This is a genomic window from Mycolicibacterium smegmatis (assembly GCF_001457595.1).
Taxonomy (GTDB): Bacteria; Actinomycetota; Actinomycetes; order Mycobacteriales; family Mycobacteriaceae; genus Mycobacterium; species Mycobacterium smegmatis.
Map to the genome: position 1 here is coordinate 6,890,950 of NZ_LN831039.1, position 18,254 is coordinate 6,909,203.

The following is an 18,254-nucleotide window of genomic DNA, read 5'->3' on the forward strand; positions in this document are numbered from 1 at the left end:
CTCAGATCCTTGATGTCGTCGGGGCCGACCGTGCCGCCTCGCCGAGCAGGTGCCTGCGGTCCGGTCCAGCGAGCCCGAGATGGTAGAGATGCAGCTCGCGGGCCCCGGCCTCCAGAAGAGCCGCGACGTGCGGCCCGAACGAGTCCTCGGTGGTCGGCGGCAGCACGGTGATGTACGACGCAGGCACGGCACGCCCGTCGAGGGCCTTCACCAGGTCGCGGACCGTCTCGATCGAACTGCCACCGGTTGCCCAGCACTGCGATACCACCACATCGACGTCGTCGGCCGCCGTCGGCGTCAAGCCGGGTAGAGCTCCGGTCGCCCACGGGTCGGGCTGTGCGTGCAAGGCGATCTCCAGCGGCGCGACTGTTCGCACGGCGTCGATCACTCTGTGCCGCAACATATCCGTGGCCGCATGCCGGATCGCCAGGAGCGTGTCCAGGACGGTGTGGTCGGGTGCACCGGCGCGCAGGCTCGCGACGATCCGGTCCGGGTCGAGGCCCCGAGCCCGCCAGGTGTCTCGGCAGGCAACGCAGCAGCAGATCGACAGCAGCCGTTGGGTTTCCGCGTCGTAGGCGCCCTCGGTCTTTTCGTGGTGCCCGCCGTGCACGATGCCGAGCTGGCCACAGGCCTCCAGCACGACCGAGGAGCAAGGCACGCCACGCACCGCCTCGGCAGCCAACGTGGCGGCGTACTCGCGCACCTCGGCTGACTGCGGGCAGAGTGCGTAGGGATACGGCTCGCCGAAACAGTTCACCACGGCCACATCGGGATTCGCCTCGCCGAGCCGAGTGGAGTGGGTCAGCACGATCCACGCGGCCACCTCGATCCCGGCGTCGATCAGTATGGCGGCGGCGTGGCCGAACGGGTCGTCATCGTTCACCCAATCCGCGGGCGCGGGCACCAGCCGTCGATTCGGCCAGGCCTCGGGGCGTATCGGCCGGTACAAGGCGGCGTGGCGCGCGGTGACCAGCCGGGTGCGCGGGTGCAGCGGAGTCGCGGCCCGGGTGGAGTGGTACGCCGCGGCAAGCGCGACCCGCGAGATTCCGAGTGCCCGGGCTCGGTCGACGAAACCCGGGTCTCCGATGACATCCCACGGATAGGCATATCCGACCACACGCGCCGAACCACCGGGCTCGCGATCGGTTGCCGTCATCGTGCTCCTGAGTGTCGCGGGATACTCAACCGCCCTTATATGACGCGGGCCACATCACATTGGCACTCCGACAAATCGCTGTCCAAACCCAATTTCGCATCGATCGATACGCTCATTGCATCAATTTGCCGGCACGATCCCCGGTGTTGGATCTGCAGTTCGGCGAGGAGTTTCCCGCGAGGTCAGAGCCTGCCGACGATGCGCTCCGGGGTCACGCGTACGACGGTCATCGCGACATCCCCGTAACGGGCGGCGGCGTCGGCGTTACCCTCGGCGTAGGTCTTCCCGGTGTACTTGACTGCCAACGCATCTCGCAGTTGGTGGCCACCTTCGGTGTGCAGCGTCGCCTTGCCGTGAATCACGGCATATGTGTACGGCTCGTCGGGCGGGCTGAGCAGAATGCTCACCCGCGGGTCACGCCGCAGGTTGCGTTCCTTGCGGCTGCCTGTCGCAACCGCGAACAACACGTCGTCGCCGTCGCGGCCGACCCAGACCACCGACTGCTGCGGTGCACCGTCGGGGTCGATGGTGGCCACCGTCCCGAACACCGGTGCGTCGAGCACCTGACGGAGCCGGGCCGGTGACACGCCCATGGCAGCCGACGCCAGCGAGCTCAGCAGCACGGTGGTCTGGTCGTACAACCGGTCAGCGAGTGCCGCGTCGAACGCCGGGCCGTGCACATCAATGGGCCTACCCTCCACGACCGCGGTCAGCGGCTCCGCTGGAGGATGATCCAGGATGTCGAGGATCGGCACGATCGCGTCTTCGACCGGTTGCGCCGTCGCGCGTATCTGCTCGATCCGGTCCGCCGTGGCCGCGTCGTACTCACCGGAGAACCCGGTGTTCACCACACCCGGGTGCACCAACACGTACCGCGTCTTCGGCGACACCCGCCTGCGGGCGAAGCCGACCCCCAGCAGATCGTTGAGCTGGCCGCCTTGGGCGAGAATGCGCTGCGGCTCGTAGTCGTGCTCGCCGCCCAGATCGTCCCAGCGGATCGAATCCGTGCCGCTGCCAGGGCCGCTCACATTCAGGATGACCGGCGCCTCGGCCGCGTCCAGCAGGCCCACCAAGCGGTGGCTGAGCACGAATCGGCTCAGGTAGTACAGCGCGAAGGTGTGCTCCAGACCCTCGGCAGTCACTGCCCGTGTGGTCCGGAAATGCCGAGCGCACAGCACCAGTCCGTCGATCTCGGAGATGCAGTTGCCGATCTCGTCGATCGCTCGGCGGGTCTGGCTCACCAGGCTGAGGTCGGCGACCACGAAGTGCGCCCGGTCGACAGCACCGATATCGGCCGCGGAATCGAGGAATGCCTGGCCTTTCGCGGTGTCACGCCCGATCACCACGACCTCATGTCCGAGCTTCAACCGGTTCGCCGCAATCGCCTTGCCGATGCCGTCGGTACCACCGGAAATGACAAACGTCCCCACTGACTGACTCCCTTGTCCGCGACCCCTTTACGGGAGCTACATGGATCAGGGGTGATCTATTCCGGGCCGGGTGCCGTGTCGGCGAGCACGGGCCCGGACTGCCTCGTCGAGCAGCGTGTCCGCCAATCGTGCCGTTGCCGGCGTCATGCGATCAGCCGGCGGCGAGGCCAGGTACACCTGCCATATCACCGCGATCTCCAACGTCACGGCGGTCAGATTGCCGAGTCGACGGGCTTCGGATGCCGGCATGAGTGCCGTGCCGAGGCCATTGGCGACCAGGTCGGCGACGGCGGCGAAGCCCGCGGGAACCTCATACTGGGTGCGCGCCTGCACCCCCGCCGCACGGAACGCATCGTCGGTCAGACGGCGCAGTCCGAACTCTGGAGGAAATCCCACGAGATCCTCGGTTCCGAGTACATCCAGGCTTACGCGTCGTCGCCTTGCGACCGGGTGGTCGGGTCGGCAGACGAACACCATCGGCTCCTCGAACAGCAGCCGCATCTCGAGTTGTGGTGGAAATCGGTTGGGTACGGAGATCAGCGCCAGGTCCAGGGATCCTTCGATCAAGGCGGACAGGTACGCGGAGGCACCGGATTGGCTCAGCCGTAGGCGTAGCCGAACGTGCGGGTGTGCGCGGTGAAAGTCACCGAGCGCACGGGCCACGTCCATCGGACCGAAGGAGATCAGCGAGCCGAAATCGACTGTGCCCGAGAGTTCACCGCGAAATTCGCTGACCACGTCAACAGCATTTCGGGCTTCGCGCAGCACGCCGAGGGCGTATGTACGGAACCGGTCCCCCGCGGCGGTGAGGCTGATTTGCTGCCGTGTGCGGTCGAAGAGTTCGACCCCGAGTTCGCGTTCCAGTTTGGCCACTGAACTCGACAGTGCCGATTGCACGACATGCACACGCTGGGCGGCGCGGGTGAAGCTCAGCTCCTCGGCAACGGCGACGAAGTGTTCCAACTGTCGCAACTCCATACCGAACACTATCTCTCTGAGAGATGACCCTTATCTAAAACAATCGCTGGACTTGATGACACGACAGCGATGTGCTGGAGGCATGAACACAACACCGTTCGGTGACGTCGCCGGCTTCCGCGTGAGCAGAAGGCAGTTCGGCCGCATCAGCGCGATCACCGCCGGCGTGGCCACCTTGGCGGCATGTGGGTCCCCGTCGGCCCCGCAGGCGCCGACCCCTCCGTCGACGCCGGCACACGTTCTGGGCCAGGTCAATCAGCTGACTGCCGGCGATCTCGATGTCGGCTACGTGGAAGCCGGCCCTGCCACCGGCCAACCCGTCATCCTCCTGCACGGCTGGCCCTACGACATCCACAGCTACGCCGACGTTTCGGCGCTGCTGGCCGCCCAGGGGTTCCGCGTCATCGTGCCCTATGCGCGGGGCTTCGGATCCACACGGTTCCTGTCGAAGGACACCCTCCGCAACGGACAGCAGGCCGCACTGGCGCACGACGTGCTGGCGCTGATGGATGCACTGGACATCCGGGACGCGATCCTGGCCGGATACGACTGGGGTGGACGCACCGCCAACGTGGTGGCCGCTCTGTGGCCGCAGCGCTGCAGCGGCCTGGTCGCCGTCAGCGGCTACATTGTCGTCAACCTCGCGAGCAATCTGCAGCCGCTGGCCCCACAGGCCGAGCACGGCTGGTGGTACCAGTACTACTTCGCCACACCGCGCGGTGAACGCGGCTACCGGGAGCACACCCGCGACTTCAACCGGCTGATCTGGCAGCTCGCCTCCCCGGCTTGGCAATTCAGTGACGAGGCCTACGCACAGAGCGCGGCGTCGTTCGACAACCCCGATCACGTGGAGATCGTCATCCACAACTACCGCTGGCGCCAGAGCCTGGCTGCCGGCGAACCCCGCTTCGACGCCGACGAGCAACGCCTCGCCGAGCGGCCACCCATCGTCGTCCCCACCATCACCATCGGCAGCGACTTCGATGGCGCTGCCAAGGACGGCGCAGCGTATCGCGCGCTCTACACCGGCTGGCACCAGCATCGAGTTCTCGACGGCATCGGCCACAACGTGCCACAGGAGGCACCCGAGGCCTTCGCCGCGGCCGTCGTCGACGTCCACGCCCAGAGAGGCAGCCACCGATGAATGATCGGGCCGGCGCGGGTCACGGGCTCCGCCCACTGATGGCCCTGTTGTCCAACCGGGTGGTGGCCGACGCACTGGCCCGAACGTTCGCCGCGACGGTCAATCCGGCACCCAAACCCGGAGTTCGCTTCTCGGACATCACCTGCCGCACATCAGATGCCGCGATCCCGACGCGGCACGGGACTGTCTTCGCTCGCATCTATCATCCGCCCGCAGCGGGGGCCACGTCGGCGGTGTACGTCAATGTCCACGGTGGCGGCTTCGTCGTCGGTCACCCGGAACAAGACGACCCGTGGTGTCGTTACCTCGCCACTCACGCCGAAGTCGTGGTGGTCAACCCAGACTATGTATTGGCTCCCCGGCACCGATTTCCCGCGGCCTCACAACAAATCTACGACGTCGTGTGCTGGGCGGCCGCTCCCGACCGGGACTGGGACGGCAGCCGCATATGCGTCGGTGGACAGAGCGCGGGCGGCAACCTCAGCGCCGCGGCCGCGCGACTGGCCTTGCGACACGGCACGCCCCGCATCTCGCTGCAGGTCCTGCACTACGCGCCGCTCGACCTCGTGACACCCACGCGTGACAAACCTTCCACCATCGGGCGCCGGGCCGTCATGAAACCGTGGATGGGCGAGGTGTTCGACACCGCCTACATCCCTGACCCGGCACAGCGGCGCGATCCGCTGGCGTCACCCGCCTGGGACCAGGCCACCGACGACCTCTCCGGTATCGCCCCGGCTGTGGTCGTGACGGCCGAATTCGACCGGTTACGCAATGAGGCACGGACGTACGCCGAGCGGCTCCGGTCGTTCGGCGCGTTGCGGGAGTATATCGAAGTGCCCGACGTGGACCACGGGTACAACATCATGACCAACGCGACCGATGTGACTCGCGGTGTCTATGACCGCGTCGCGCACCATGTGCGACGCGCAACCGAGGGCGGCGGTCAGGGCCGCTCGTAGACCCCGGTCAGTGTGCCGCGAGCCGTCACGTAGCGGCGGATCGCGTGCAGGAGTTGCCCTTTGGTCTCGACGGTGGCAGGCACCGGACTGCCCAGCGCGAACAGGTGGAAGCGGTAGTGGTGGCAACCGTGGCCCGGTATCGGGCGCGGCCCTGAATATCCCCTCCCGAGTGGGGTTTTCAGGAACCGGATATCGGCGCTGGTGGGTTGCAGTGCGCCCGCGTCGATGTGGTCACGCTGGGGATCGAGAATCGCGATCGTGTGTATCAGCGGCCGGGGCAGCGGTACGTCGTCGTCTTCCATGATCAGCACCAGCGCCGCCGTGCCATCGGGAACGCCGGTCCAGCGCAGGTCTGGGGACTGGTTGTCCCCCACGCCTCTACCGGCACATTTGAGCGGCATGCTCCCGCCATCGTCGAAGGCGTCGCTCGTGACGACGATGGTCTCGGGAACGCCGATCCCCGCCAGAACGCTGCGGTGATTACCGGCACGAGCTTTGCGCAGCAGGCGGCCGAGGGTGGTCATGCGCCGCCACCTGATCCGGCCACAGCCACCGCGGCTGAGCGCAACGTCTCGGCGAGTTCGGCCGGCAGATATCCCCGCTCGGCCAGCCGGGGCAGCACACCTCCGCCGGCGAGGATGTCGAGGATCAGGTCGGGCAGCACGGGAACCGTGCCACCGGCGCCGGTGGTGTCGTTGTGCCATTCGCCGGTGCCCAGATCGAAGGTTCCGATGTCGCCGTCGGAGAAGGCTTCTGTGACGCCAGGGACGGTCATGGCCGGAAGGCCCGCGTTGACGGCGTTGCGGAAGAACAACGAGTTGAACTCCTCAGCCACGAGCGCGGCGACCCCGAGCTCGTTGAACAGCGCGGCCACCGGACGCGAGGACCCGAGCCCGAAGTTGTTGCCGGCCACCACAATGTCACCTCTCTGGACCTCATCGGTCCAGCCGGGCCGCACCTGGTAGAAGACCATCTTCGCCGCCGCGGCCACGTCGAGCTTCATGGCGTCGGGCGGGTACATGGCGTCGGTGTTGAGACTGTCGCCGAACACCCAGACCCGTCCGGTCACTGTGAGACCTGTAGTCACTGGGCCACAACCTTTCTGGCATCGGTGATGTGGCCGGCCACCGCGGAGGCCGCGACGGTGGCCGGTGAGGCCATGTAGATCTCGGCCTCGGTCGAGCCCATGCGGCCGGTGAAGTTGCGGGTGCTTGAGGTCAGGCAGACTTCGCCGGGCCCGACGACGCCCATGTGATACCCGAAGCACGCGCCGCAGGTGGAATTGGTGATCACGGCGCCGGCGTCGGCGATGTCCTGCAGGTAGCCCAGCCGCATCGCGTCGCGGTAGACCTGCTGGCTGGCCGGGGTGACGATCAGGCGCACACCTGGCGCGACGCGACGCCCGCGCAGGATCTCGGCGGCGATACGCAAGTCGTCGAGCTGTCCGTTGGCACACGAACCGATGAACGCCTGGTCGATCTTGCGGGGCTCGACCTCGTCGACCGGAACTCCGTTGCGCGACACCGTTCCCGGGCGCGCGACGTAGGGTGCGAGCGCGGACAGATCGATCTCGCGGACCGCGGCATAGGCGGCGTCGGGATCCGCGTGTGCCGGTTCGTAGCTGGTGATGCCCAGGTCGTCGAAGTGCTCGGCGAGGACATCGTCGTAGGCGAAGGTGGAGAAGTCGGCCGAGATCTCGGCGCCCTGGGTGGCGATCGTGCGGCGATCATTGAGTGGGATCGACGCCAGCCCGGGTCCTCCGTATTCCAGGTTCGAGTTGGTGGCATCGCCGAAGGCGTCGGCGATGTACAGGAAAACGTCCTTGCCGCTGACGCCGGCCGGCATCGAACCGATCAGTTCGTAGCGGATCGTGGGGCTCGCCTGAAACCAGGTTTGCCCCGTACACAGGATCGAATACACCTCGGCGGGGCCCAGGCCGCGTGCGGCGGTGTTGAAGGCGCCGCCCGCGCAGGTGTGGCTGTCGGTGCAGGCGAGGATCTCGCCAGGGCGGGCGAGCCCGTTCTCGGCGATCACCTGATGGCAGATGCCGTGCCGGCCAACGTCATAGAAGCGTTCGATGCCGTAGTCGTTGGCGAACTTGCGGGCGTTGGGTCCGCCCGCGGCGTCCTTGATGGTGGGCGCCGGTACGGCATGGTCCATCACGATGGCGACCTTGGAGGCGTCGTTGATCTTCAGCGGTTGCATCCACATGGTGGCGAACTGCAGGTCGATCAGGACGGTCATGTCCACCTCGACGGTGACGATCTCACCGGCATGGACCTCGGCGACGCCCGCTTTACGGGCCAGGATCTTTTCGATCATGGTCATGCCCATGTCAGGCCTCCTGTCTGGCGGTGGGGGGCTGGTATTTCTCGCCGAGGGCAGACCATTCCGCCATGCCGACGAGGTCGAAGAACTCCTGGGGCTTGCTGGGCGCGAAGTCCTCGACGTCGACGCCTCGCAGCCGGCAGAGGGCGGTCAGCGCTCCGAGGGTGGCCTGGGACAGCACAGCGGAGGGGTGGATGGCGACGGCGAACCCGAGTTGTTGCAGCCGCTCGACGGACTGATCGGGGGTCAGGCCGCCGATGACGAGGTTGAGCAGCAGCGGCGCGTCGACCTCGGCGGCGATCCGCTCGATCTCCGCGGTGCTCTGGGGCGCCTCGACGAACAGGATGTCCGCACCCGCCGCGGCGTAGCGGTTCGCGCGCCGGATCGCCTCGTCCAGACCGAGCGGTCCGCGGGCGTCGGTCCTGGCGATCACCAGCATCCCGTCGTCGGTGCGTGCGTCGAGGGCGGCGCCCAGGGTGCGCAGGAAGTCGTCCGCGCTGACCAGTTCCTTGTCGGGCAGGTGGCCGCACCGCTTCGGGAACGCCTGGTCTTCGAGTTGGATCGCGGCGACGCCGGCGTCCTCGTACTCGCGCACGGTGCGCAGGACGTTGATGGGCGCGCCGTATCCGGTGTCGGCGTCGGCCAGCAGGGGCACGTCCCCGAGCGCCCGCACGGCCGTCCGCGCGCGTTCGACCATCTCGGTCTGGGTGACCAGACCGATGTCAGGGAGCCCGAAGCCCGCGGCGGCGACGCCGGCGCCGGTCAGGTAGGCCGCGCTGTGACCCGTGCGCTTGGCCAGATGCGCAGAGATGCCGTCATAGACGCCGGGAGCGACGATCAGCTCCTTGCGCTCAAGGAGTTCTCCTAGGCGCCTTCGTGATCCGGTGTTTCGGGCCATCAGTCCAGAACCTTTCCCACCGGGCCCGAGAGAAGCTCGACCAGCGGTGCGACGTCAGGGACCTCGGGTAGTCCGAGGACTGCGTGCTGGATCGCGGCTGCACGGTCGGCGGACATGACGGGCGCGACCAGGCGGGCGAACTTCTCCACGACCTCGTCGTTGGTCACCGGGTCGCGTGAATTCCCGTGGGGTGCCATCACCGACGCGGCCTCGGCGCTGCCGTCGGTGAACGTCAGCGTCAGGTGCGTCTGGAACCGCTCGGTGGGCGGCAGTTCGTCGATGCTTTCGTCCAACTCCACGTGGGTGCACGCCAGCAGCCGCCAGACGTCGTCGGCGTCGAGGCGTTCGGCGGAGAACTGCTGCGGCAGCGCGACACCGTCGAGCAAGGTGACCGCGGCGGCGTAGCCGATGTTCATCTGGGCGCCGATCGCGGTCAGTGGCCGCTGCGGCTGCCACCAGCCGTGGTGGTAGACGACGTCGCCGACGCGGATGTCGATGCGCTCGATTGTGCGACCGTGCAGGCGGTTTCGCAGCGTGCGCGCAGCCTCGACGACGCCGTGCAGACCACCCATGACCGCCCAGGACTTCACCATGATGGAAGTGGTCTCCCAGTGGTCGCCCAGTCCACGGGTGATGGCCGCGGCATCGATCTGATGGCCTTCGCCGTAGACGGCGAGGAATCCGCCGTAGGGGCGTTCGAGAACCTGATCGATGCCGGTGTAGCCCGACTGTGCGAGCGCGGCGGAGTAGAAGCCGTTGCGGGCTGCGAAGCCGTGCTGCATCCGCTTGCCCATCGCCTCGTACTGCGCCGACATCAGCCCCGCGGACTGGGTCGCGGCGAAGCCGACCGCGTCCTCGAGCTGCGCGCCGTCCAGCCCGCGGAGCTTCCCGCAGGCCAGCGCGGCGGCGATGCCGCCGAAGACGGGGCCGGAATGCCAACCGCGGGAGAGCATCTCGGTGCCACCCAGGGCGCGCCCGATCCGCGGGCCGGTCTCGAAGCCCACGATCGCAGCCATCAGCAACTCCTTACCGCTCACCGGTCGGTTCAGGTGTGCTGTCGTGGCGAGCAGTGCCGGGACCACCAGTGAGGCCGAGTGCAGCGGTGCGAAGGGATGAAAGTCGTCGAGTTCGAAGCCCTGGATGAAGGTGCTGTTGAGCAGGACGGCGCCGACCGGTGTGCTGGTGCGCCCTGTGCCGATGACGGGGACGGCTCCGTCGCCCTCGATACCCAGCACCGCGTCGGTGGCCAGGCGCGACCACGGCAGCTGCGCCCCGACCAGGGCGCAGCCGATGCCGTCCAACAACAGATGGGCCGCCCGCACCCGGACGTGCTCGGGCACCTGATCCCATTCCAGGGTGCGCACCCAATTCACCAACTGGCCCGTCGGGCCCTCGGGCGCGCTGGGGTCGGTCAATGTGTTCACCTGACCCATTGCAGAGATCGGGTTGCGTAGAAGCCAGTCAACTTGCGAAATCTGCAAGTACGATTTCGTCGTGGCCACCACCGCGCTGCGCGGGCTCCACGTACTGGAGACCCTCGCCGGGATGCGCCAACCCGCGACGCTGCGCGATGTCGCCGCACGCGCCGGGCTCTCGGAGTCGAACGCGTTCCGGATTCTGCAGGCACTCGAAAACGAGGGCTACGTACACCATCTCGGGCGATCCGGTTACCGGTTGGCCAGCCGGGCGCTGGCCCTGGCCACCGTCATCGGTCCACGACCGGCCATGCTCCGCCTGATGCATCCGATCGTCGCCCGGTTGGCCGCAGTCAGCGGTGAGGCCGCCGTGGTGCACCTGCGGGCGGGGCAGTTCCGGGTGCTGGTGCTGGGCGTTCCGGCGCCCTCGGGGCCGATCGTCGACCCGGCCGGCGTCCTCGGGGAGCGCTCACCGCTGGCCGCCGGCGCCAGCGGCCGGATCATCCTGGCCTACCTAACCGAGACGGAGCTTGCCGACGTCGACCTCGACGGCGTGACCCCCGAGCAGCTCGCCGAAATTCGCGATCGCGGGTATGAAACGTCCTACGGCGAGAACCATCCGGGCATCAACGGCATTTCCGTGCCCCTGCTCGCCACGCCCGACGATCCCGGCGCTGCGCTGATTGTGTTGGGGTCCATGACGATTGCCGGCCCGGCGGAGCGGCTGCCGCCTCGGGCCGTGACGCGCCTGGTGGGACCGCTGCTGGGCGCCTGTAGGGATCTCAGCCCACGGCTGGCCGCACTGCTGGGCCCCAATCCGGGCGCCACGATCGACGCGCTCGATCTCTAGATCAGCGAATGAGGCGGAAGAATCCGCGCACCTGCTCGACGAGTGACTCCGGCTGTTCCATTGCCGCGAAATGGCCTCCGCGCGGTAGCTCTTCGAACCAGCGCAGGTCGGTGAACCGCAGTTCGGCCTCTCGCCGTGACGGGCGGGAGATGTCGCGTGGATAGATCGACAGCCCGGACGGCGCGGTCACCTTGTCACGGAAGTTGGCGAAGCTCTCCCAATACAGGCGCGCCGAGGACGTGGCCGACGCGGTGAACCAGTACACGGAGATCTCGTCGAGAATCTGTTGCCGGGACACCGCATCCTCGGGGTGGCCGTTGTTGTCCGTCCAGGCCCAGAACTTTTCGGCGATCCATGCGGCCTGACCTGCCGGGGAATCGGTCAGGCCGTAGCCGAGGGTCTGCGGGCGTGTGGCCTGCTGCGCCGAGTAGCCGCGGCCGGTGCGCTGGAATTCGTTGGCGGCAGCCAGGTTCGCCAGCTCCGCGGGTGTCGGGTCATCGAACGTGCCCGCGGCCACGGATCCCATGTTCAGGTGGACGCCGGCGACCCGCTCGGGCGCCACCTCGCCCAGCGCGCCGGAGACTGCCGAACCCCAGTCGCCGCCCTGCGCGCCATACCGCTGATAACCCAGCGAGACCATCAACGTGTCCCAGGCACGCGCGATACGGGTGATGCCCCATCCGGTCGTCGAGGGCTTGTCGCTCCAGCCGTACCCAGGCAACGACGGGGCGACCACGTGGAACGCGTCGGCCGGATCTCCGCCGTGCGCGCGGGGATCGGTCAGCGGCCCCAGTACCTCCAGGAACTCGAGCACCGACCCCGGCCACCCGTGCGTGAGCACCAGCGGAAATGCCGTCGGCTCCGGCGAGCGCACGTGCAGAAAGTGGATGCCCAGCCCGTCGATCGTGTCGCGGAATTGCGGAAAGGCGTTGAGCCGCTCGGCGAATCCGAAGTCGTAATCGTGTGCCCAGCTGTGGCAGAGCTCCTGCACATAGGCCAGCGGAATCCCCTGTGACCAGTCGTCTACCGGCTCGGGTTCGGGCCACCGTGTCCGGCGCAGGCGATCTCGCAGGTCCGCGATCTCGGCTTCGGTGATCCTGACCTCGAACGGTTCGGTCACAGCGGGTCTCCATTCTGGCGCGGCAAGAGTCGGCGCGGTCGGCTTGCAGCGCCTCAGATCACTTGTTCGGTGGGCCGGATGAGGATCTCGTTGACCGCCGCGTGCGCGGGCCGGGTGACCATGTACACGATCGCGGACGCGATGTCGGCGGGGTCAAGGGGCGCACCGGTCGTGGCATCGGGGGCACCCTTGCTTCCGCCGGTAGTCATCTCGGTCCGAACCACACCGGGCTCCACCACCCCGACGCGAACACGCCTGGTCGCCAACTCTTGCCGCAACGCCTCCGTGAACGCGCCGACGGCGTGCTTGCTCGCGGCGTAGACATTGCTCGACGGTCCTGGGACGCGCCTGCCTCCGACAGAGCTGACGGTCACGATGTCGGCCACCCCACGCTCCCGCTCGCCGGCCCTGACCACCAGAGGCAGTGCTGCGTGCGTGACGTTCAGAACGCCACCGATGTTCACGTCGATGGTGCGGTGCCAGTCGGCGAGATCGGCTTCGACGGCCGGTGCGTTGGCCAGGAATCCGGCGTTGTTGACCAAGATGTCGATGCGGCCGAACTCGTCGGCGATGGCTTGCACGGACCGAGCGACGGTCGCGCCGTCGGTGACGTCCACCTCGTGGGCGTGCGCTCGACCTCCGTCGCGTTCGATCACGTCGACCAGTTCTTCGAGTCGCGCGAGTCGACGGCCGAAGACCGCCACGGTGGCGCCTTCGGCGGCGAGGGCACGGGCCGTCGCCCATCCGATGCCGCTCGATGCGCCGGTCACCAGGGCAACCGTGTCGGCGAGCCTCTTGCCTGTCATAAGGAACGCCTCCTCTGGGGTACGGGACGGTGCAACGATGCGTCGTCCCCTGTGCATTCCCGAGTTGGCGAAGTCGTTCCCCGCTCCGGTCAGGACGCTCGAGACCGGACAGGCTCACCGGCGTTCTCGGCGAAAGCTCGGAACACCGCAAGGCTGTCCTCGTAGACGTGGTGACGGGTGACGAGGCCGTTCTCCACCGTCAGGTGCAACGCAAAGGCAGCCTCATAGCTGCGCCCGGTCGGACCGGCGGTGTTGCGGAGCTCGCCGAGCACGACGGCGTCAGCGCCGTCCACCAGGACGGAAAACACCTCGGCGGAACTCTGTTTCGCCACATGGTGGTCGGCGATCAGACGGAAGTGCTCCTCGACGCCGGCACGGGTCGATCGCTGTTGGATCCATGGGACAACTCCCATATGATCACCGGCCGGCCAGCTGAGCTTCCACGAAACCTCCTCGGCATAGAGCTCGGCGATTCTTCCGGGGTCGCCGGCCGCGATGCGTCGAAGCAGTTCGTTGACCGTCTCACGGGTACTCACCACATGAGTTTGGCATTTCTCCTGTCCGTCAGGCCATTACGCGACAGGTAATGGCGGTCGAGCAGTCCGGTTGTCTAGTGCGCGGAGGGGTCGGCGATGGAGAAGTCCCACGTTCCCTCGGCGATGTCGGCGAGCCGCTGCAGGTAGGCGTTGCGGGACTCCTGGGACGTCGCCATGCGCTCACGGTCCAACACCGGAGCGCCGAGTTCGGCCGGCGGCAGGGTCTGGGCGGTGGCCTTCACGCCGTAGAACGGAAGGTGATCGTCGAAACCGCCGGGCGCGTAGAAGTTCAACACCCTGGCGTCCTCGTCGGATACCACCCGGAACGCGTGCCTGGTGGATTTCGGGATCCACACCGCGGCTCCCGGGCCGGCCCGCATCACCTCGTCGGCAGCACCGACCACCAACTCCAACTCGCCCGAAATCACGTAGAAACCCTCTGCCTGGCGCTCGTGCACATGCGCGGGCGGGCCGGCCCCTGCTGGGATGACCTGTTCGAGAAGGGTGAATTCCCCGAGGGTTTGGTCTGCGGACATCAGGACGTTCCACAGCACGGCGCGATACCAGTACGCAGGGGATGCGCCGGCCTGGCCGAGTACTACTTCCGCGGGCTTGTCATCGGTCGTCACGGGACTGTCCGTCCACACGTATTACGGCATTCATGAAGGTCGACCTTTCTGGTGTGTGATGTCACATCGTGACATCACAGTAGCACTGATGTCGCGTCGTGACATCAGTCAGTCGGTCCGGGTCCCCCGCCGGCAGGACGCCAAGTAGCGTTGGGCCATGCCCAGGTGGGAACACGGCAGCGAAGATCGTCTGAAGCAGGCAGCGACGGAGCTGTTCGAAGAGCGCGGTTTTCAGAACACCACGGCCGTCGAGATCGCCAAACGGGCTCGTGTGTCCACCCGAACCTTTTTCCGGTACTTCGCGGACAAGCAGGCAGTGGTGTTCGCCGACGCCGAGCGGCTGCGCGCGGCGTTGATTCAGCAACTCGGCACCACCGCCGACGCCGGGCAGCCGCTCCGGTCAGTGACGGCCGTGTTGGCGGGCTTCGATTGGGAAAGTTTGGGATCGCGGGAATCTCAACGCCGACGCGATCGCATGATCGCATCGAATCCGGAACTGCTCGAACGTGATCTGATGAAGCAGCATGAAATGGCAGAGGCCTTCAGTGGTGTGCTGCGAGAGCGAGGGGTCGAGCCCTACGCGGCCGAACTTGCTGCGCGCGTGGGAATCGATGTGTTCCGTACCGCATACCGGCGCTGGCTGGCTGCCGACGAAGGTGACGCCGAGTTGTCAGCGTTGGTCGAGGCCGTCATGACAGCGTTGAACAGCATCGCCCCGGCGCCCAGAGGAAGTGAGACATGAAAATGGAGCAACGCAGCCCCGCCCCGACGGAGGCCGAACTGCGCCGAGAACTGGCCGCGGTGTACCGCCTGGTCGCGCACCACCGGATGACCGACCTGGTGTTCACGCACATCTCGGTGCGGCTGCCCGGGAATGACCACCACTTCCTGATCAACCCCTACGGGTTGCTGTTCGAAGAGATCACCGCGTCGAGCCTGGTTCGAGTCGATCTGAACGGCAACGTCATTGGCGAGACGCCCTATTGCGTGAACCCAGCCGGTTTCGTCATCCACAGTGCGATCCACGCTGCGCGAGAAGACGCCGCCTGCGTGCTGCACACGCACACGCTGGCCGGCTGTGCGGTCGCGGCGTCGGCGTCGGGGCTCCTCCCGGTGAACCAGATCTCCATGGAATTTTTCAACCGCGTGGGCTATCACGACTACGAGGGCGTGGCGCTGAACCTCGATGAACAGAAGCGGCTCGTCGAGGACCTGGGCACGCACGACGCGCTGATCCTGCGCAACCACGGCCTGCTGACGGTGGGAGCGACCCCCGCACGGGCCTTCCTGCGGATGTACTACCTGAACAAGGCATGCGAAATCCAGATCGCCGCCTCGCAGCTCGGAGAATTGGTCATCCCGGACCCCCGCATCACCGAGCATGCCGCCCAACAGCTCGTGGGCGACGCAGCAGGGGACGACTACACCGACGACGTGGGATACGACCTGGCCTGGGCGGCGATGGTCCGGATGCTCGATCGCACGCAGCCGGACTACCGGGACTGACGAGCTGAAATAGCGCCGAGCCGCGCTCCGGAAGTCGCCGTGGATAAATACAGTCGCCAACCCGGCAGGTTCGGTTCACCAATCTTCATGCGGGGGCAGTGTTTTTCCTCCACGCTCTGCGTCCTCCAAGCGTGCCCGGCGTCCGCGTGACTACATCCATGTGTCGGAAAGCCCGCTGCCGAGGGGTGATTCAGGCGGTCCCCCGGTGTCCGAAGGACGGCGCAGTAAGAACCGCCGAGGCGTCGGCGGCGGCCGACCGCACCACCGCGCGCACCCGGTCGAGCGCCTGATCGGCCAGCGTGAAGTCGGTGCCGGCCACACCCAGTGCGCCAAGCACCTCTCCGCGGCGGTGGAAAACCGGGGCGGCCACCCAGCGCAATTGCCTTGCCGGATCCTGGGACACCACGGCCTCCGAGGACGTGGAGACGATTGCCTGCCCGAGTGCCGTCTGCTCGATCGCAGTCGTCAACCCGGGCCGGACCGGGATGGCGAATGGATCCAGCGACTCGACCGCGTCGACGATTACGAGATTGCCGCCGTACTGCTGGGCGAAGTGCGCGCTGAGCCCCGTCGCCGTCCGCAGCGACTCGAGCGCGGCCGCAACGGTCTTGCGCCACGGCGCATCAGAGAGCGCCGCGGCCGCGATCCCGAGAAACCGGGGGCCGATCCGGTAGGTGCTGTCGGGTTCGGCCACCACAAACCCCTGAGAAACGAGGTGTTGCAACAGCCGATAGACAGTGGCCTTGGGCAATTCGGTCCGAGCGGCGAGATCCACGATGCGATGACACCCTCCACGTTCGGACAACGCGGCCAGCACGTCGAGCACCTTCACCGCTGCCGCTCGCGGTGAATTCTCCGCTCCACTGTCATTCGTCGCCATCGCGAGTTATGGTAGCAGCGTTTCGTCAGATGAAACCGCCGTTTCATATTCGAAGGGCCGCCCCCTTGAACCCTCACACACCGCTAACCCGCCGACGGCTACTGACCGCGGCCGCCGCAGCTGTCCCGTTGCTCGGCATGCCTGCACTACTCGCAGGCTGCGACACCAGCGCCCCTGCCGCCGCAGGGCGGCGAATCCGGGTGTCACAGGCCTCCGACCCGACCACGCTCGACCCGCAGAAACAAGGGTCGATGACGACGATGAACGTGCTGATCAACATGTTCGACACGCTCACTGCCCGCGACATGAACAACCAGCTGGTACCCCGACTTGCGACCCGCTGGACCGCAATCGACGACCACCACTGGCGATTCGTGCTGCGCCGTGGGGTGACCTTCCACAACGGCGAGCGGTTCGACGCCCAGACGGTCAAATACAGCATCGAACGGTTGCTCGACCCGAAGACGCAGTCGCCGATCGTGGAGTTGCGCTACGTGACCGGTGTCCGGGTGATCGACCAATACACCGTCGACTTCGAGCTCAGTAGCCCCGACCCCGTGATCCCGGCCAAGCTCTCACTGTTTGGCGGCGTAATGGTGCCGCCGAAGTATCTGGCCGACGTCGGCGACGAGAAGTTCGCCGCCGCGCCCGTCGGCACCGGCCCGTTCCGGTTCGACAGCTGGAAGCGCGGCGTCGGCATCAAGATGCGGGCCTACGACAACCACTGGGCAAGCAGGCCGAGCTACGACGAGCTGGAGATACAGACCATCCAGAATCCCGCTTCGGCCTTGGCTGCGCTGCAGAGCGATGAGGTGGATCTGGTCACTGGCCTGGTCGCCGACGCCGCGCTACAACTCGAGGGCTACAAGGGCGTGAAGGTCCGTTCCTACCCCGGCCTACGGATGAGCTACCTCTCACTCGACACCACCGATCCGGTCTTCGCCGACGTCCGGGTGCGTCGGGCGCTCAATCACGCAATGGACGTTCCGCTGTTGGTCAAGGCCGCGCTCAACGGGCACGGCCGTGAAGTGCCGACGATGATCCCGCGAGAGTCTTTCGGGTTCGATCCCGCAATCGCGCCGTACCGACGGGACCGCGAACTGGCTCGGCGACTCCTGGCCGAGGCCGGGCACCCGCAGGGGCTGTCCACCACGCTCACCGCGTCCAGTACCGACGCGATGACCGCGCAGGCCATCGCGGGCCTGCTCACCAAGGCCGGCGTTGACACCAAGGTGTCGCTGCTCGACCCGTCGACGTACTCGCAACGGCTGACCAGCGACAACCGCAAGGCGCTCGGCCCGATGTATCTGGCCGCGAGCACCGGCTGGACGCTCGACGGCTCCAGCCCGATCCAATCGAACGTGCGCACCGGCCGCCGGCAGAGCCGCTGGTCGAACCCGCAGGCCGATCAGCTCATCGACGCCGAGGAGAACTCGATCCTCCCGGAAGACCGGCAAAAGGCGTTCAGCGCCCTACAGCACCTGTTCAACAAGGAGGCCCCCTTCGTGTTCCTCTATCAGGCCGACACCATCGTCATCTCCAACGACAAGGTCCGTTGGACGCCCAATGTGATCGGCGACCTGGATCTGCAGAACGCGTCGCGCGATGACTGACCT

19 protein-coding genes are annotated in these 18,254 nt (G+C 67.0%); 6 read left to right on the forward strand and 13 right to left on the reverse strand.

Features of this window, described 5'->3' with window-relative positions; all coding sequences use genetic code 11:
- Position 1: 1 nt before the first annotated feature.
- The 3 genes from AT701_RS33460 to AT701_RS33470 form a co-directional block, all read right to left on the reverse strand.
- Complete coding sequence (locus AT701_RS33460; protein WP_058127433.1) at positions 2–1,156, reverse strand: hypothetical protein; 1,155 nt, start codon at positions 1,154–1,156, stop codon at positions 2–4.
- Between the two features lie 182 nt (positions 1,157–1,338).
- A complete protein-coding gene (locus AT701_RS33465; RefSeq protein ID WP_058127434.1) occupies positions 1,339–2,586 on the reverse strand; it encodes a TIGR03618 family F420-dependent PPOX class oxidoreductase in 1,248 nt (415 codons plus the stop codon).
- A 45-nt stretch (positions 2,587–2,631) separates the two neighbouring features.
- Positions 2,632–3,564, reverse strand: a complete 933-nt coding sequence (locus tag AT701_RS33470; protein ID WP_058127815.1) for a LysR family transcriptional regulator — start codon at positions 3,562–3,564, stop codon at positions 2,632–2,634.
- Between the two features lie 82 nt (positions 3,565–3,646).
- Here AT701_RS33470 and AT701_RS33475 point away from each other — a divergent pair, with 82 nt between their 5' ends.
- Together AT701_RS33475 and AT701_RS33480 are read left to right on the forward strand one after the other, a co-directional pair.
- On the forward strand, positions 3,647–4,708 hold the full coding sequence (locus AT701_RS33475; RefSeq protein WP_058127435.1) for an alpha/beta fold hydrolase: 1,062 nt from the start codon (positions 3,647–3,649) through the stop codon (positions 4,706–4,708).
- Positions 4,709–4,746: 38 nt separating this feature from the next.
- The gene (locus AT701_RS33480; RefSeq protein WP_058127816.1) at positions 4,747–5,670 is read left to right on the forward strand and encodes an alpha/beta hydrolase; all 924 of its coding nucleotides are present in this window, start codon (positions 4,747–4,749) and stop codon (positions 5,668–5,670) included.
- Here AT701_RS33480 and AT701_RS33485 read toward each other — a convergent pair.
- Genes AT701_RS33485 through AT701_RS33505 form a run of 5 tightly spaced genes read right to left on the reverse strand, consistent with a single transcriptional unit; the run spans position 5,655 to position 10,329 of the window.
- A complete protein-coding gene (locus AT701_RS33485) occupies positions 5,655–6,194 on the reverse strand; it encodes a YbhB/YbcL family Raf kinase inhibitor-like protein (RefSeq protein WP_003898275.1) in 540 nt (179 codons plus the stop codon). The genes AT701_RS33480 and AT701_RS33485 overlap by 16 nt on opposite strands.
- Positions 6,191–6,739 carry a LeuD/DmdB family oxidoreductase small subunit gene (locus AT701_RS33490; protein WP_003898276.1) on the reverse strand — a complete coding sequence of 183 codons (549 nt, stop codon included), beginning with the start codon at positions 6,737–6,739 and terminating at the stop codon, positions 6,191–6,193. The genes AT701_RS33485 and AT701_RS33490 overlap by 4 nt, the downstream gene beginning before the upstream one ends.
- Positions 6,740–6,753: 14 nt before the next feature.
- Positions 6,754–8,004 carry a 3-isopropylmalate dehydratase large subunit gene (locus AT701_RS33495; protein ID WP_058127436.1) on the reverse strand — a complete coding sequence of 417 codons (1,251 nt, stop codon included), beginning with the start codon at positions 8,002–8,004 and terminating at the stop codon, positions 6,754–6,756.
- A gap of 1 nt (position 8,005) precedes the next feature.
- A complete protein-coding gene (locus AT701_RS33500; RefSeq protein WP_058127437.1) occupies positions 8,006–8,896 on the reverse strand; it encodes an isocitrate lyase/PEP mutase family protein in 891 nt (296 codons plus the stop codon).
- Positions 8,896–10,329: an MmgE/PrpD family protein gene (locus AT701_RS33505; RefSeq protein ID WP_058127438.1), complete on the reverse strand. Its 1,434-nt coding sequence runs from the start codon at positions 10,327–10,329 to the stop codon at positions 8,896–8,898. Before AT701_RS33505 ends, AT701_RS33500 begins: the two co-directional genes overlap by 1 nt.
- 61 nt (positions 10,330–10,390) lie before the next feature.
- Between AT701_RS33505 and AT701_RS33510 the strand changes: the two genes are divergently transcribed.
- Positions 10,391–11,161 carry an IclR family transcriptional regulator gene (locus tag AT701_RS33510; RefSeq protein WP_011731592.1) on the forward strand — a complete coding sequence of 257 codons (771 nt, stop codon included), beginning with the start codon at positions 10,391–10,393 and terminating at the stop codon, positions 11,159–11,161.
- Position 11,162: 1 nt separating this feature from the next.
- Here the strand turns inward: AT701_RS33510 and AT701_RS33515 are convergent, their stop codons facing one another.
- The 4 genes from AT701_RS33515 to AT701_RS33530 form a co-directional block, all read right to left on the reverse strand.
- Positions 11,163–12,281 (reverse strand): epoxide hydrolase family protein, encoded by a 1,119-nt coding sequence (locus tag AT701_RS33515; RefSeq protein ID WP_003898281.1) that lies wholly within the window; start codon positions 12,279–12,281, stop codon positions 11,163–11,165.
- Between the two features lie 53 nt (positions 12,282–12,334).
- Positions 12,335–13,087, reverse strand: a complete 753-nt coding sequence (locus tag AT701_RS33520; protein ID WP_011731593.1) for an SDR family oxidoreductase — start codon at positions 13,085–13,087, stop codon at positions 12,335–12,337.
- A gap of 89 nt (positions 13,088–13,176) precedes the next feature.
- Positions 13,177–13,623, reverse strand: coding sequence for a nuclear transport factor 2 family protein (locus tag AT701_RS33525; protein ID WP_223495966.1), 447 nt, complete (start codon positions 13,621–13,623; stop codon positions 13,177–13,179).
- A 74-nt stretch (positions 13,624–13,697) separates the two neighbouring features.
- A complete protein-coding gene (locus tag AT701_RS33530) occupies positions 13,698–14,252 on the reverse strand; it encodes a cupin domain-containing protein (protein WP_011731595.1) in 555 nt (184 codons plus the stop codon).
- Positions 14,253–14,409: 157 nt separating this feature from the next.
- Here AT701_RS33530 and AT701_RS33535 point away from each other — a divergent pair, with 157 nt between their 5' ends.
- On the forward strand, positions 14,410–14,994 hold the full coding sequence (locus AT701_RS33535) for a TetR family transcriptional regulator (protein ID WP_058127440.1): 585 nt from the start codon (positions 14,410–14,412) through the stop codon (positions 14,992–14,994).
- The gene (locus AT701_RS33540) at positions 14,991–15,758 is read left to right on the forward strand and encodes a class II aldolase/adducin family protein (RefSeq protein WP_058127441.1); all 768 of its coding nucleotides are present in this window, start codon (positions 14,991–14,993) and stop codon (positions 15,756–15,758) included. The genes AT701_RS33535 and AT701_RS33540 overlap by 4 nt, the downstream gene beginning before the upstream one ends.
- A 190-nt stretch (positions 15,759–15,948) precedes the next feature.
- Here the strand turns inward: AT701_RS33540 and AT701_RS33545 are convergent, their stop codons facing one another.
- Positions 15,949–16,638 (reverse strand): IclR family transcriptional regulator, encoded by a 690-nt coding sequence (locus tag AT701_RS33545; RefSeq protein ID WP_036454126.1) that lies wholly within the window; start codon positions 16,636–16,638, stop codon positions 15,949–15,951.
- Positions 16,639–16,775: 137 nt separating this feature from the next.
- Between AT701_RS33545 and AT701_RS33550 the strand changes: the two genes are divergently transcribed.
- Positions 16,776–18,251, forward strand: a complete 1,476-nt coding sequence (locus AT701_RS33550) for an ABC transporter substrate-binding protein (protein WP_011731599.1) — start codon at positions 16,776–16,778, stop codon at positions 18,249–18,251.
- Positions 18,252–18,254: the final 3 nt, after the last annotated feature.